Source organism: Pseudomonas mandelii (assembly GCF_006438925.1).
Taxonomy (GTDB): Bacteria; Pseudomonadota; Gammaproteobacteria; order Pseudomonadales; family Pseudomonadaceae; genus Aquipseudomonas; species Aquipseudomonas mandelii_C.
This window is the reverse complement of record NZ_RCZA01000004.1, coordinates 405,846-420,494: the sequence shown is the minus strand read 5'-3', so window position 1 is coordinate 420,494 and position 14,649 is coordinate 405,846. Positions and strand designations below refer to the sequence as shown.

Below are 14,649 nucleotides of genomic sequence, written 5' to 3'. Positions count from 1 at the left end.
GGAGCCCGCTTTCATGTCACTGCCGGTGTAGACACTAAAGATATTACTTCTCTACTGACCATCGCCTTGAAGCAAACTAGGAATTGAGCGTTATGGATGATCTACGAGATTTCAAGGCGCTGTTGGAGCGAGTCGCCCACATATCAAAATGGTGTCCCTCCACGGATCAACTTCGGTCCATTCGTGAAGATATAAAGAGAACGATTAGTTCGAGAGGCAAGCTCACGGTAGGTGATGTTGAAGGAATAATCGCAAGGCGAGTCCCGGACGCCATTTACGCCATGCTGGAAGGCGTTGACAACAGCGACCTCAAGGCACTGCTGTTAATCGCACAGCAGGCAACAGCGAGCAAGCAAATTGACAGCCACTAAAGAACAGGATGTCGTTAAAGCAAAAGGCGGAGCAGCTACGCTGAAGGAAGCATATTCTGTAGCGATCCTGCGGTATATAGAATTGACTGCCAGTGACGCCTGCAATGATTTGAATAAACGCGATGCGCTTCTCGAGTTGCAAAAAAGAGCTTCAATGTACTTTAATTTCTATGAAGAGTTTGTCGGAAACAGCAGCTTGCTTGGGGCGCACGAAAACTCTTTATGGGCACAAGGTTTTGCAGAAGACTGTTTAGCAGTACTCCAGGTAATGCCTGATCATTTCGAACTCATGCGAAAAGGGTTTGAAACACTGAATATCGACATCGATAGCAGCCCTTCTCCTACCGCCTATGCGAACATGCAACGTGTATGTAAAAGGCACCTTCAAAAGTCGTTAATTTCTGAAATAATGATGAAGTTTTCCAAGGCAAATCTGCCGATACACGGTTTTCAAGTTAAGGAAGGTTTTACTTTGAGCCCATCCGTCAGGACCATTTTAGCGTTTACGTTCGGGGTCGTCTTCATCGTGACAGTCCTATGCTTGGCGATCTGGATGCCTAATCCATCGGGATTCCAGTACCTAATCTTTAGACTGGTTGCAGCACTAGCGGCAGGCGGTGTCGTGGCCGTGCTGCCAGGCTTCATTGAGGTGAAATTTGGGCAATGGCTGAGGGCCGGCGGCACCTTAGCCGTGTTCGCGATAGTTTACTTCATGAATCCCGCTTCACAATTTGCGAACAATACGGCCCCAGCATCGCCTACTGATCAGTCTATACATGAAAAAAGGCCGGAGACTTAGCAGTTGCCAAGATGGCAGTTGATCCTTCTTAAAACTCCTATTTAATCAGCCCCGCCGATCATAACTGGACGCGTCTCCGAGACTAATCCAAGAAGGATCTCGCGTACCTCGCTGCTTGCATTTCCATTGCTTTGCTACGGTAGCAACGAAAGTTTCACAGGATCTATCTTCGATTTGTTGCAATCTTGAAATAGCAAGCACCCTTCATAGGGTGCCCGCCTGAAGATGACTGGTTAAACCTAAAGACAATTTCGAGAATAAATGACGCTTTTCCCCATTGAAATAATTCAAGAAAACGTGACTCGCGCTCACTGCGCAGGTAAAACACAAGAACTGGTGCCCACTTTCTAATGCCGTGATTGAATCATTCCGTTAACCAGCATCAGGAACACCTGCCTGCTTCCGCGGAGTCAGACAGGCAAACCCTCAGCCTTGCATCTGTCTAGGAATGTCAGGCGATTCAAAAACTCTGTATATGTGTCTCTACTACCCGTCGTCGTCCCTATAAAACTTTTAATATGCTTAAAAAATTCGTTCGCATTTTCGGACTTATCAAGAAGCATTATAATTTGCGGTATACTCATGAAAAGAGAGTTATGGAATGGCATTCTATTCTTACCTAGCTCGCCATTAGCCATAGCAAGATCCTTCAATTTTTCGGAATAATCCCGCCATTTTTTTAGCTTATTATCCTCAGATTTATCCGGATGACTAGCTTTACTGAGCGCCGCGATAGTCAGAAGTCGTTGCAGCACTGTCTTATCTTGTAATGCACCAAAATCAGGAAGACTCACAGAAATTCGTTGCACCTGCCGGTTGTTCAAGCAAACAGTTTTCTTGACCCCTTTGTGAACAAGCTGTAAGGAATCATTATTTTTTAGCACGTTTTCGATACGCATGGCTTGAAAATGGGATGCAAGAACACTATCGGCGAGATCCGCCAAAATCTTGCTTTGATCTCCAGATTGAGCCTGGCGAGTGAGTCCCTTCTTTTTCATCTCAAATATATAAATAGCTTCGTCAGTCTCGCACAACAAATCCACTTCGAGATCGGAGTCGCCACCTAAGCGGTCGCCATAGGCAATGCTTATACCCTTATCGAGGAAAGCTCCTCGAAGATACTCTTCGATGGCATAGCCTAGCTCACTATCAATTTCATTTGCCCATTTACCATTTGGAAGAGCAATGGATGCACATACTGTGTTAACACAACCCAGTGACGCGATACTTTTAGGGAAAACCTTATAAATTTTTCCAATCTTTATTGCCGGCTTAAAATAATGATCTATATCCATACTCGAAGGCGGAAATTGTAAACCCGAATTTACGACTCCAGAAGCTACACTTAACAACTCGTCCATTGCCGCTGCGACTTTAAATTCTGGCATTCTTGTTTTTAATGCAAGGTCTTTGGCACTAACAGTCGTAAATTTTTTAGTCTCGGCTTTAGAAATTAACGCAAGCGCAACCCTGGTGACATCCTTGACTGGCACGCCAAATGATTCGTATCTAGCCCCATCAAATTTAGCCTGCAAGAACCTAATCAGGGACGACGCATAACTAGCTTTCGTCTGCGCGACACCAACAAAACTGTCATACAGAATATTAGTTCTAATAAACTCAATAAGCCCCTCCTCACTGATATACATCGCCTCATACTGACTGTAAGGTTGTATCTCATAAACAACTATAATATCCGCTATCAGAATCAACAAACGATCTAAAAGTCCAGGATTCGTATTTCCACGAGTACCCGCACACTTTGATGCGATTGCCATGAGGTAGCCGAATGGCATTGCCGCGTGCACTTCCGTTGTCCCCATTGAAACTTGTCGATACTCCATGAATCGACCAGTAATGGCGTTGTATGTTCGCCCAAGACGATCCGCCAAGGCGCTTAACAGTTCCTCTCCTCCATACTCACGGCAAATCCGATCAATCTCATTATTGATCAACTCATAACTATTGTCCGATATGTAAAATTTATAGTCGTCTTCGATAAATTCAACACCAAAATTTCTGAGCCTAAGGTACGAGTGGGCGAACGTATGGAGCTTACTCTCAAGCTGAGGATGTGTTTCGCTTTCAAAATAGTGAAGCTCTTTGCGATTCTCTATGATTACTCTGGTCAGTTCATCCCAGTTAGTCTCAGTCAATGCAGTGAAACTAGGGTCCAACTCCTTTCTAGCGACGTCACGGATAGAGTCCAACACTGGGGTATATTTGGAGTAATCCAGTTTCTTGTGGTGATTCAGGATTACAAGCTTTTGTCGCAGGTAAATTACTGCCTCAAGCACCTGACGGGCATCGCTAATCTGCTGCCTGGCTTTCTCATATACCTTTTCATAACCATTTCTGGTGCGGGATTCTGCGGCTTCGTAGCTGTTGAAAAACTCGTCACAGATCGTAACGAAGGCCAAAGTGTCCATAACTTCCCCAAATCCTTAGTAAATTTGAGAGCGAAATCTAGCACTTTGACATCACTACCTCCACTCAACTTATTGTGAAGGCGCGCGCTACTTGAGGCCGTAAAATCTATGATCCGATGGGGCTGGCAACAGCTCGTGAAAACCCAGTCCCCTAAACCAATGCTCCAGAACCCAGCCAACCCCTGTCCTATGAAGCCCGCATTCTCTGCGATCACTTCGATCTCACCGCCTACGTTGCTCGCCTAGGTCTCGGAGCAGGATTTGCAAGCTCTTTGAGCGTGGGTATGAGGGGCGCTGTTTTTCCATGCCCCCTGCCATAGGCCCAAAATAGGATCCAAGTCCTGCCACCTCCCAAGTGAGTACATTCCGGCACCGCCGCGTAGCAGCTACCAAATGTCAAAAACAATCCAATCACCTGGCGATTACACTCACAAAATTTTGAAGATGCGATACCTGTCCATTATAAATCGCATAGAGCTTTAGGCACTCCTTGCACCTGTGCGCCCAGCCTGCCTTGTGTTGAGCCACAAATGGCACTGGAACCTTCAATGTGCCCGCCTATCTATCCATGTACTGAAGGGAACGCGAGTGGATGCGCTGAACAGGGGGCATTTCAGTTCTACCGGTTACGGCCGAGATTTACGCATTTCAACCACGCCTGACTTCAGTGCTGTTACTACTAATGCGTCGCCCTCGCTCACATCTAAGGAATCAGCCAGGCTGGACGGTAGTGAGATGCTCAAGGAATCGCAGTCGCTGGTAGCCTTCGCGCACTGGATAATCCACTTGGGAGCTTCCGTCGAACGCTGGTTTCTTAAGTGCAGGGGCCGATACTCAGCCGAAAGGACCTGGTCGCCCCTTCGGAGTGCCTCTTGGTAGCCGGCGGATTTTTGTATGTCCTCAAAATCTACGGAGAGTGCCCCCTCCTTCGACACATGAATGCCCTTCCCTGCGTTAGGGGCCATGTCCTTGTCACGCAGCAACTCGGTCAACACGCCATTTATCCACGAGCGAGCGTTCCTCAGCAACCGGAGCGTGGCTTCACCGCATTTAACAAACACCGAGATTGCCTGCATCGAATACGACTTTCAACTCATCCCCTGCTAGAGGCTTTCCATGTGAGTAGCAGCTGGTTTTGTCGTCAATCTCATAAACGTGTCGCGGATCTCCCGACTCAGATTTGAATCTCAGCACGCGCTGGACCGTGCACGGACGGTATTGAGTTCCACCTTGAGCAGGAGCCCTCATGAGCAGAACACTGAGGACTCTACCTATTTCCGACTGGGCCTCTATCAGCGTGTCCAGCTGTAAGGGGTCATGCATCATGAGGTGCTTTACAGCCGGAATAACGTCCGACCCGGTCGGGACCAAAACCTCATTGCAAACATAAAGCCAAGTGAATGCATTGTTGTGGCTGACCAATCTCCAAGAATACAGATCGTCATCCATCAAATTCGAAAACAGATTACGAAATTTCTCATGGGTTATGAACATATAATATCACCATAACTAAAAAAATGTGAAAAAGCACCCTATAGGGAGTCGAAGATTACCACGGATTCTGGCCCTATCCATACCTTTTGCTAGGGGTGGAAAATGTCGTCAGACGTAGACAAGAAAAAGGCTCACTTTGGCATCGCGCTAAGGGCGATTCGGAAAAGCAAGGACCTGAGGATGCACGAGGTCTATTCGAAGGCAACCGGCCGAACGTACTACTCGGCTCTCGAACTGGGGCATAAGAGCCCCACCCTGGCAAAAATCGATGAGATTGCAGCGGCTTTGGAGGTCCATCCCTTGGCGCTACTCCTTCTCACCTACGCCCAATCCTCCGATGACTCGATGCTGCAATTACTCCTTGAGGCCAGAATGGACTTGGCGGCGCTGGGTCTTTGGACCGAGGAAAAGTGAGCTTCGCGTTTTTTATGACGCGCAGGGCGCAACTGTGCCAACGCTTTGAGTCGTGCCTTCCGCGTTGGCTAGGCTTCAGGAAATGCATTTGAGTCCAAATTTCAAGAAACAATAAGTGATCTGTGAACAGTCTTCAAAGAACATACCGTTCGTCGCAATTACATCACTTATCTGTGCAAGCAACACTTCTCTAAGATAGCAATATGTTTACCACATAAACACTTTGCCCCTCGCCTCCGAAGCTTAAAAAACGACCGACCCTAACTACTTATAGCAATCAATGACTTAAGTAATTCATACAAAATCACACTATTACAAAACAACCACAACTCTAATGTTCACAGAAAAAACTGATCATTTTTCTCGCTTTGTCACGTCTTGACTGCGCGAAGTTTCTGGACTGTTATATAGCTCACCCTTCCAATCAATGCAGGGACAGTGAGATGAAAACATTTACTCCACATTCCAATCATGGCCTCCACCCAGCAAGCGTTATAGCCATCGCGGACAAGCGTTACCGCGAGCTAGCCCAAACCAACATATACATACATTGCTTGAATCTGTGCAGCGAATATATCACTGCTAACAAGCTAACTTTGCGCAAGATAGATGTCGGACATATGGAAGAAATAATTACATTTGCCAAGAGCAAAACCGACACTTCTTATTTGGAGCACCAAGATCTCACTAAACCTCTAACGTGGTTGCTTAAAGCTATCGAGGCCCCGCCAAGAGAAAAGTTCGGCTCCCATAGTCGTGAACATGACACCTTTGCGTATCTCCGCTATATGCTAGAGCAGGGAGCATCGCTACGGCACACCGATGGAACTGATGGAGAAACAATGGAACGCAAAAAAAATGAACAGTTCCACTTGGCGGCTGCCTCATTTCGACGAGCCTGTTGTAGGCGCCGATTAGGGGCTGTGCGTGCTACGACGTCAGCAGCCTCCATAAATCTAATAACGAAGCCGAGATAAAAAATGAGCAATCAACGAGCCTATCCTCTCATCCATCGCGAAGGCGTGCGCCTCATTATGGCGGAATGTAAGCTCACTCCGGAACATGCAGTGCCCCTCAAGTTTTGCCTAAAGTTATGCCATGACTTTATGAAGCACAATAGCATCAAATGGCGTGATATACGCATGTACAGCATCCATGAAATAATTTCATTCAACAGCACGCAAACTGATGCAAATTGCATTTCCGATCAGGATTTTCAGAAGGCGCTGAGGTACGTGCTGGCAATTATTAAATCCCCTCCTCCGCTGGCGCCGAAAAAACCGAGCACTGTCGTCCTCTCGGCGCGCCAGCTGGCAGCATTTCAAATCTATTGGTCGACAACGCTCGACAACAATCCGTCCTTTATTGAGCGTCTGCTAACACACTCGTCGTCGCCAACTACTAACAAATACATTGATGCAGTGTTAGAGGATCAAAGAGCGAAATGAACAACACCACCTGGATGCTGCATCACTTCCATGACCTCAACGTGGACATTGACAGTGAAACCGTACCCAGGTGGTATCACGAGGTGAGCAATTACTTACACCTAGACGACGAAGGAGTGGCCTTCGAAGTCCTATCATCAGTCGTAACCTTTGGGGGGCTATCTCCGATATGCCCCCTAGTTCGGGGCGATTCCGTTGGTGTCAACCATGACGCTGCTTTGCGTTTCTCAATAGGTGGTATTTACCCAACAAGAGAAAGCGCTCTGCCAGGAGAACCTCCAAGCGCACGCTTTGCAATAGCTTTGCTGGAGAAAGAACTTATCGTTGCTGGAGCGCGTTTCGAGCCCACGCCAATCATTGGCAATATGGAGGAGACCGGCGTAGCTGAATACTTATATGAATGGGACCGATACACTCTAGTGGAAGCAATCGAATACGAGGTGATCTCTTATGCAAATCGTAGAATTCGCCCACCGCTCGTAGAAGACCTGTTCCAAAAGAAACCGCTGTATTGGCAAGTTACCGCAATAGAGACCGCCGCCCCCATAACTCTCTATAACTCACTGTGGTCGCCTTATAGAAAATTGCAGCTCCCTGCGCTAAGGTTATTCGCAGGCCCCGAAGAAAACTGCTATTTTTCCACAGCCTATATAATAGTGGATAGTCGGGATTGCGCAGAGACCATCCAAAATCAGGTAACCGGACTTTATCACGCACAGATCAACTGCTCTGGTGTTCCTTTTTCGATTCAAAGACTGTTGGATACAAGCATCATAATAACTGATGAAATTGATGGCGTACTGGATCAGTCATTAACGATAGAAGAGGTAGAGCAGAAGCATAGCAACGCAATAGTGAAAGCGGTCAATACATTGACTGAGTTCGATGCCAAGACTGACGCGAAAATTGCCGCGGCGATGATAGAGGCGGCAAAGGATGGTACGGATGCGATGCATACATATTTCACCAACCATGGAGAGCCTGATTGGCCTTGTGGTTCGGTATGTGCCACGTCCTATGAAATAACGCACCCTATTGTGCAGCATATGATTCAAAGCGGCATTGCTTTCCCCACTGGAATTAAGGTCTTGGTTCGTGTGGATGGGTTGCCCTTTTCACAATCTTTGTACCCGCGAGAGGATGCTTACAGAGCGGTGAGTGAAACCCTCACTCGTCTGCTGGGAGTCTGTTTTCAGATGTATAATTTTTATGATTGTGATGATTGTTAATTTGTGGAGCTATCTTCAGCTGGTTATCCAGTAAGCGAAGGAACGCACTCATCTATAATCTATAAATTCAGCACTCTCATTTTTCATAATTGACGCAAGGGCGGCATCACTCGAAGCCCTTCGAACACCTGGCGTAAATTCACTTCTCTCTATATGGCTGTGAAAACTCCAAAGACGCACTTATCACGTGTAGATCTTCGACTGATTCTGCATGCATACGCCAATGCATCTGCGGAGGAACTCCGGTGATTTCGTTTAGATTCCTAGATTAACTTTCACCCAATCTAGGCATTAGCCAGAGGCAGCTTATGTCGCTGCGTGCGAAACCCTCACCCTCTAGGTGAGAATATATTTTAGATAAACAGCGCGGTTATTAGTTTGCCACTCGCAGTGTGGATATATGCATTATCACTGGACAGACGAGATCTTTGAAACAAGCATTAACTGATCCGACCTTTGTTTATCATCGCCTTAAACAAACGCAATTCCCACGCCACACCCTCCCCCGCTAAAACTGAAAGTCCTTGAGCCTTTAGCTCTATCACCAAATATTTAAAAAGAGCAAGCAGCGAGACGCACGAGTTATTGATTTAAATATTACATGAGCTTATACTAATATGACAACAATAAAAAGATGATACTCCATGAGCCTAACAATTCACTGCAATAACACATCCGATTGCTTCCAACTTAATGACAACACGAAGAACTTGATGGGCAAGCCTATCAAAATTGACTTTACTTATAATCCCGTGATCAATCCAACCCTTTCCTTAAGATTATTTAGAAAACCCTATACACCCTCAACTGGATGCACCAGGATCAAGGCACTCACTGATACTACGAAAGGTGTCGTGCAGAGCGAGTTCACCTTAATATCAGATATTGAAGGGGACGTCTGTATGTTACGCACTAATTACAACCACTGCGACTCCGCACTACTAGATGGTGAAACCGTATATTTTTACACCCTGCTCAAGACACGAAAGGAAACGAGGAGAGGCGGACATCATCTTGCTGACTCTTTGTACCATTTTCACCATTGGTTGGTATCTGAAATTTCTGAAGCATTAAATATCAAAGGATATTTTTTAAGTTTACATGGGGCCCCCGAGATAAAATCTTTTAATTTGGAAAAACTACCTAAGATCCAGACCAAAATGCAGAAGAGTGAAATTCAACTCTCTTGATTTAAAAACGAACCGCTTGAAGACTAACACTGTAATTCTCAATGATGGGCAATGTCGATATTTGAGACACTGCATAGCCAAGTAAGACATGAATTATTTTGCTTGGCCGCCTGCCCCTCCCCCGAATTAACTAAAGTATCAGCTAGAGGTTGCTGAGCCTACAAAGCTACGCACAAAGTCCTCGCCCTCTGGCGGAGAGCAGAGATTATTCAATTGATTATAATGGCTAGATCAGTAGTCTTTTGTAGACCTCGCTCCAATTTATCTTCAGCGCAGATAAGAATCACACGACGCCCGCATCGCTTAGCAAAGCGTTGTAGGCTTGCTCTCTTCTCAAATTACTGTGAAGAACTTAACGATCCGCTAATGGCGTGCAAATCTTCGATTGCGTCGGCTATTGATCGGAGAGTATGGATCGAACACGACGTAACAATCTGAACGTCTACGTCTGGAAAAACAGGATCATGAGTAATTTGACATGAAATGATTGTTGCTTGCACATTTACATTGGCAAGAAAGCCCAAGGCGTCAGATAGGCATTCAGCCCGAAAAGCGTAGTGATTCATCAGCTATACCTAAGATAAAGGCGGTGTTAGATCTCCAGCGTGGGTACCGGGCTGAAGCGATCTCTAAAGGTTATGAAATTGATCATGATCAATTTCATAATTAGGAAAAAAACTATTTATATCATTGCCTTATGTTCAAATTGATCAGTGGTGTTTCTAACAAAATTTGCTATCTCTACTACTTCGCCAAGGTGGTTGAAGCCGATGGCTTCGCCGCGGCCGGGCGTTTGCTCGGAATTCCCAAGTCGCGGTTGTCGCGGCGCATCGCCGAGCTGGAAGAGCGTCTCGGCGCGCGCCTGCTGCAACGCACCACCCGACAACTCAAGCTGACCGCCGTGGGCGAGCGTTACCTGCGGCACTGTCAGGCAATGCTGCTGGAAGCCGAGATGGCCGACGAAGCCGTTGCCAGTATGTCCAGCGAACCTCGCGGGCGTTTGCGGGTGTCCTGCCCCGTCGGGTTGGCCCACGAAATTCTGCCGACAGTGATCAGCGATTTCCTTGAGAAGTATCCTCAGGTTCAACTGGAAGTCATGTTGCTCAACCGCCGCGTAGACCTGGTGACTGAGGGCGTCGATGTGGCGCTGCGGGTACGTGAGTTGGGCGATGAGGATCCGCTGTTGGTCACCCGACGTTTGCGCCAGGCGCAGATGGCGATGGTCGCCAGCCCCGGTTTTTTGCACGGACGTGAAATCAACCACCCCGAAGACCTGAAAAACCTGCCCGTGCTCGGCGCCCTGGAAGCCGACCGCCTGGTGCATATCCGCATGCTCGACCAACAGGGCAAAAGCTGCGATCTCACCCTCGAAGCGCGATTGGGCATCGATGACTTTATCGTGCGCAAGGCCTGCACCCTCGCCGGCCAGGGTTTTACCATGCTGCCGATGATGTATTGCGAGCAGGAACTTGAAAACGGCTCGCTGGTGCAGTTGCTGCCCGACTGGTCGCTGCCTGGCGGCTGGTTGCAAGCGGTCTACCCTCATCGACGCGGGGTGATGCCGGCCGTACGTGCCTGGCTCGACCATTTGATCGAGTCATTCAATGACTGTGGGGACCGACTGATATGAAGGCTGGACGCATGAGCGAAGAGGATGTCGCGCAATTCTGTCTCGCGCTGCCGGGTGCGCGGGAAGACTACAAGTGGGGTGGCGTGCGGGTGTTTTCGATTGCGGGAAACAAGATGTTTGCCTTGCAGAACCTGCGGGGCGAATCCCTGGCCTTCAAGGTCGACAAGGATTTGTTTCTCGGTCATTGCGACCGCCCGGGAATCCGCCCGGCGCCGTATCTGGCGCGGGCTCAGTGGGTCATCATGGAAACGCCCTACCCGTTGGGCACTGAAGAGCTGCAAGGCTTGTTGCAGCGTTCCCATCAATTGGTGGTGAGCAAGTTACCCAAGCGCACCCAGGTCGGACTGCTGCTTTAAAACAGCGCCAGCAGATTTGCACCCAGAAACAATTGATCGATCCAGAACACCTGGTGCAGCAGCACAATCATCCAGAACAACAGCTGAAACGACACTTTGCGCGTCTTGTGCCGAAACAGTTGCTGCGCCAGTAAGGCGCCCGGCCAGCCTCCGGCGAGTTCAACCGCATGCAGCACATTCTCCGGTGTGCGCCAATGGTCGGCGCGTGCCCTGCGTTTGTCGCTCCAGTACAGCAAGAACGCCAGCAGGCTGACGACCCCGTACGCCGCCAGGGGAATCACGGAAACCCCACGCAGCCACAACGACATCGAGCCGTACAGCGGCAGCGCGCACAGGATCGCAAACACCGGCAGTTTCAGCTGAAGATTGCGGATCTCTCCACCGGGCTTGTTGCGCGCGCTGGCGTCATTCATGGCTTGACCGCGGCCCAGTCGACCCAGCCAAACTGCCAAGTGGCCAGGATGACCAGGCCGAATGCAATGCGATACCAGGCGAACGCTGCATAACTGTGGGTGGCGATGAACTTGAGCAAGCCCCTGACGGCAATCATCGCAAAGATGAACGCGGTGACGAAGCCAATCGCGAACACCGGAAAATCCGACGGGACGAACAGGTGGCGGTATTTGTAGCCCGAGTAAACGGCCGCAGCGACCATGGTCGGCATCGCCAGAAAGAACGAGAACTCGGTGGCGGTCTTGCGCGACAGCCCGAACAACAAGCCACCGATGATGGTCGAGCCGGAACGCGAAGTCCCGGGAATCATCGCCAGGCACTGGGCGAAGCCGACTTTCAGGGCGTCTTTCCAGGTGATCTCATCAACGGTTTCAGCATGCACTTCATGCTGACGCTTTTCGGCCCACAACATGATGATCCCACCCACGACCAACGCCGCAGCGACGGTAATCGGGTTGAACAGGTACTCGTGGATCAAATCGGAAAAAATCACCCCCAGTACCACGGCCGGCATGAAGGCAATCAACAGGTTGGCGGTAAAGCGGCGAGCACTGGGCTGCGTTGGCAAACCGGTCACGACATCAAGGATCTTGCGGCGAAACTCCCACACCACCGCCAGAATCGCCCCCAGCTGAATAATAATGTTGAAAGCGATAGCCCGTTCACCACCGAAGTTGAGCAAGTCCGCCACAATGATTTGGTGCCCGGTACTGGAAATGGGCAAAAACTCCGTCAGCCCTTCTACAACGCCTAAAATCAATGCCTGCAAGGCCGTCCAAAGATCCATCAATCCCCCAAAGGCGATGCGCAAAAGCATGCCCCATTAATATTTGTCTGAGCGTTTCACTGCGATCAGCCTAGCTGAATTCCCGCGCGCACAGGATCCAGACGAAACCGTAAAAATTCCGTGAAAAATCAACTTGGATTCAGGTTTTTCCGTGCGGGGCCGAAATCCTATCAGACAAGTCTGATTAACGCTGCCGCGTTATTGGACTTGGGTCGGGTATGACCGATTGGCAAAGTGTGGTTGGATGCTGGCGATCATTTATTACAAGAAAAAGAAATCGGAGTGACAGCGTTATGAACAGCTTGCGCAGTATGTCGATCAGCCGGCGTTTGTGGCTCATCTTGATCGTGGCCGTCCTGATGCTAATGACGTTGGGCGTCTTGATGCTCAAGCAGATTCACGATGACCTGTACCACGCCAAGGCCCAGAAAACCCAGCATGTGGTGCAAACCGCCAGTGGCATTCTGACCTATTACCACGACCTCGAAACCGCCGGCACGCTCACCCGCGATGCTGCGCAGAAGCAGGCTCTGAGCGCCGTTCGCGGTCTGCGTTATGACCAGAATGACTACTTCTGGATCAATGACCTGACGCCGGTGATGATCATGCACCCGGCCAACCCGAAACTCGATGGCCAGAACCTCTCGGCGATCCGCGACCCCGACGGTTTTGCCCTGTTTAACGAAATGGTCGCCGTCGCCAAGACCAAGGGTGCCGGCACCGTCGACTATCGCTGGCCGAAACCGGGCGCCAGCGCGCCGGTAGAAAAAACCTCCTACATCAAACTGTTCGAGCCCTGGGGCTGGGTGATTGGTTCGGGCGTGTACATCGATGACATGCAGGCCGAGTTCTATGGCCAGGTCTGGAAGGCCTCGCTCGTGGGGCTGGTGATTGCCCTGATCATGGCGCTGCTGGTCATCCTGATTGCCCGCAGCATCGTGCGTCCCCTGCAGGAAACCGTGAACGCCATGGCCAACATCGCCAGCGGCGAGAGCGATCTGACCCGCAGCCTCGACACTCATGGCCAGGATGAAGTCACGCAACTGGCACGCCACTTCAACGCCTTCACCGCCAAGCTGCGACTGGTGATCAGGGAACTGCAAGTGTCCGCCAGTGCCCTGGGCCAGTCTTCCAGCGAACTGGGCAACGACGCCGCCCAGGCCCAGCAACGCAGTCAGCAACAATCCCAGCAAATGGAACTGGTGGCCACGGCAATCAATGAAGTGACGTATGGCGTTCACGACGTCGCGAAAAATGCCGAGCACGCTGCCAGCGAAATGCGCGATGCCGAGTCTCAGGCGCAGCAAGGCCAGGTCAACATCGATGGCAGCCTGCAACAGATCGACAAGCTGTCGTCCACCATCGATCAGGCGGTGGAGGTGATTCGTACCCTGGCCGCCGAAAGCACGCAGATCGGCAGCGTTCTCGAAGTGATCCGCTCCATCGCCGAGCAAACCAACCTGCTGGCCCTCAACGCAGCCATCGAAGCCGCCCGGGCCGGCGAGCAAGGTCGCGGTTTTGCGGTGGTGGCCGATGAAGTGAGACTGCTGGCCCAGCGTACCCAGAAGTCCACGGCCGAGATCCAGTCGATGATCGAACGCCTGCAAAGCCACTCCGAAGCGGCGGTCAAAGTGATCGGCGACAGCAGCCGTGCATCGCAGTTGACCATCGAGCAGGCCGGCCTGGCCGGCGCAAGCCTGAATGCCATTGCCCAGGCGCTTCGCAACCTTAACGGGTTAAACGCCTCCATCGCCAGCGCGACTTTGCAACAGGCGCATGTGGTCGAGGACATCAACCAGAACGTCACCCAGGCGGCTGGTTTGTCCCACAGCACAGCGCTGGCGGCCGAACAGTCGAGCGTGGCCAGCGTTCATCTGAAGGAGTTGAGTGAGCAATTGAACGGGCTGCTCAAGCAGTTCCGGGTGTAACCCGAAAAGATCGCAGCCTGCGGCAGCTCCTACAGGGAAATGCATTCGGCAAGGAGCTGCCGCAGGCTGCGATCTTTTGATCTTCAAACTTCGCTCCTTCCCGTTACAATCCGCACCCTCT

The 14,649-nt window shown here is 50.1% G+C and carries 12 protein-coding genes; 9 read left to right on the top strand and 3 right to left on the bottom strand.

What is annotated here, in order from left to right; translation table 11 throughout:
• Positions 1-92: 92 nt before the first annotated feature.
• Both EAH74_RS11990 and EAH74_RS11985 read left to right on the top strand, forming a co-directional pair.
• On the top strand, positions 93-371 hold the full coding sequence (locus EAH74_RS11990) for a hypothetical protein (RefSeq protein ID WP_140678565.1): 279 nt from the start codon (positions 93-95) through the stop codon (positions 369-371).
• Positions 358-1,170: a hypothetical protein gene (locus tag EAH74_RS11985; protein ID WP_140678563.1), complete on the top strand. Its 813-nt coding sequence runs from the start codon at positions 358-360 to the stop codon at positions 1,168-1,170. Before EAH74_RS11990 ends, EAH74_RS11985 begins: the two co-directional genes overlap by 14 nt.
• A 410-nt stretch (positions 1,171-1,580) precedes the next feature.
• Here EAH74_RS11985 and EAH74_RS11980 read toward each other — a convergent pair whose 3' ends face one another.
• A complete protein-coding gene (locus EAH74_RS11980; RefSeq protein ID WP_140678561.1) occupies positions 1,581-3,599 on the bottom strand; it encodes a hypothetical protein in 2,019 nt (672 codons plus the stop codon).
• Between the two features lie 1,596 nt (positions 3,600-5,195).
• On the opposite strand from EAH74_RS11980, the gene EAH74_RS11975 reads away from it, so the two are divergent.
• The 6 genes from EAH74_RS11975 (at position 5,196) to EAH74_RS11950 (ending at position 11,360) form a co-directional block, all read left to right on the top strand.
• Positions 5,196-5,507: a helix-turn-helix domain-containing protein gene (locus EAH74_RS11975; RefSeq protein WP_140678559.1), complete on the top strand. Its 312-nt coding sequence runs from the start codon at positions 5,196-5,198 to the stop codon at positions 5,505-5,507.
• A 980-nt stretch (positions 5,508-6,487) separates the two neighbouring features.
• Positions 6,488-6,955: a hypothetical protein gene (locus EAH74_RS11970; RefSeq protein WP_140678557.1), complete on the top strand. Its 468-nt coding sequence runs from the start codon at positions 6,488-6,490 to the stop codon at positions 6,953-6,955.
• Complete coding sequence (locus EAH74_RS11965) at positions 6,952-8,184, top strand: hypothetical protein (RefSeq protein WP_140678555.1); 1,233 nt, start codon at positions 6,952-6,954, stop codon at positions 8,182-8,184. The genes EAH74_RS11970 and EAH74_RS11965 overlap by 4 nt, the downstream gene beginning before the upstream one ends.
• Positions 8,185-8,897: 713 nt before the next feature.
• Complete coding sequence (locus EAH74_RS11960) at positions 8,898-9,374, top strand: hypothetical protein (protein WP_140678553.1); 477 nt, start codon at positions 8,898-8,900, stop codon at positions 9,372-9,374.
• Between the two features lie 697 nt (positions 9,375-10,071).
• On the top strand, positions 10,072-11,004 hold the full coding sequence (locus EAH74_RS11955) for a LysR substrate-binding domain-containing protein (protein WP_140678551.1): 933 nt from the start codon (positions 10,072-10,074) through the stop codon (positions 11,002-11,004).
• Positions 11,001-11,360 (top strand): MmcQ/YjbR family DNA-binding protein, encoded by a 360-nt coding sequence (locus EAH74_RS11950; protein ID WP_140678549.1) that lies wholly within the window; start codon positions 11,001-11,003, stop codon positions 11,358-11,360. Before EAH74_RS11955 ends, EAH74_RS11950 begins: the two co-directional genes overlap by 4 nt.
• Here EAH74_RS11950 and EAH74_RS11945 read toward each other — a convergent pair.
• Together EAH74_RS11945 and EAH74_RS11940 are read right to left on the bottom strand one after the other, a co-directional pair.
• Positions 11,357-11,773 (bottom strand): DUF1294 domain-containing protein, encoded by a 417-nt coding sequence (locus EAH74_RS11945; RefSeq protein WP_140678547.1) that lies wholly within the window; start codon positions 11,771-11,773, stop codon positions 11,357-11,359. The two genes, EAH74_RS11950 and EAH74_RS11945, sit on opposite strands and share 4 nt — an antisense overlap.
• Entirely contained in the window at positions 11,770-12,600 is an 831-nt protein-coding gene (locus EAH74_RS11940) for an undecaprenyl-diphosphate phosphatase (protein WP_123365046.1), read from the bottom strand. The genes EAH74_RS11945 and EAH74_RS11940 overlap by 4 nt, the downstream gene beginning before the upstream one ends.
• Positions 12,601-12,893: 293 nt before the next feature.
• Between EAH74_RS11940 and EAH74_RS11935 the strand changes: the two genes are divergently transcribed.
• Positions 12,894-14,528: a methyl-accepting chemotaxis protein gene (locus EAH74_RS11935; protein WP_140678545.1), complete on the top strand. Its 1,635-nt coding sequence runs from the start codon at positions 12,894-12,896 to the stop codon at positions 14,526-14,528.
• The last annotated feature ends 121 nt before the right edge of the window (positions 14,529-14,649 follow it).

Coding starts and splice junctions, on each gene's coding strand:
- EAH74_RS11990 (WP_140678565.1), top strand. CDS start 93: ATGGATGATCTACGAGATTTCAAGGCGCTGTTGGAGCGAGTCGCCCAC.
- EAH74_RS11980 (WP_140678561.1), bottom strand. CDS start 3,599: ATGGACACTTTGGCCTTCGTTACGATCTGTGACGAGTTTTTCAACAGC.
- EAH74_RS11975 (WP_140678559.1), top strand. CDS start 5,196: ATGTCGTCAGACGTAGACAAGAAAAAGGCTCACTTTGGCATCGCGCTA.
- EAH74_RS11970 (WP_140678557.1), top strand. CDS start 6,488: ATGAGCAATCAACGAGCCTATCCTCTCATCCATCGCGAAGGCGTGCGC.
- EAH74_RS11965 (WP_140678555.1), top strand. CDS start 6,952: ATGAACAACACCACCTGGATGCTGCATCACTTCCATGACCTCAACGTG.
- EAH74_RS11960 (WP_140678553.1), top strand. CDS start 8,898: ATGGGCAAGCCTATCAAAATTGACTTTACTTATAATCCCGTGATCAAT.
- EAH74_RS11955 (WP_140678551.1), top strand. CDS start 10,072: ATGTTCAAATTGATCAGTGGTGTTTCTAACAAAATTTGCTATCTCTAC.
- EAH74_RS11950 (WP_140678549.1), top strand. CDS start 11,001: ATGAAGGCTGGACGCATGAGCGAAGAGGATGTCGCGCAATTCTGTCTC.
- EAH74_RS11945 (WP_140678547.1), bottom strand. CDS start 11,773: ATGAATGACGCCAGCGCGCGCAACAAGCCCGGTGGAGAGATCCGCAAT.
- EAH74_RS11940 (WP_123365046.1), bottom strand. CDS start 12,600: ATGGATCTTTGGACGGCCTTGCAGGCATTGATTTTAGGCGTTGTAGAA.
- EAH74_RS11935 (WP_140678545.1), top strand. CDS start 12,894: ATGAACAGCTTGCGCAGTATGTCGATCAGCCGGCGTTTGTGGCTCATC.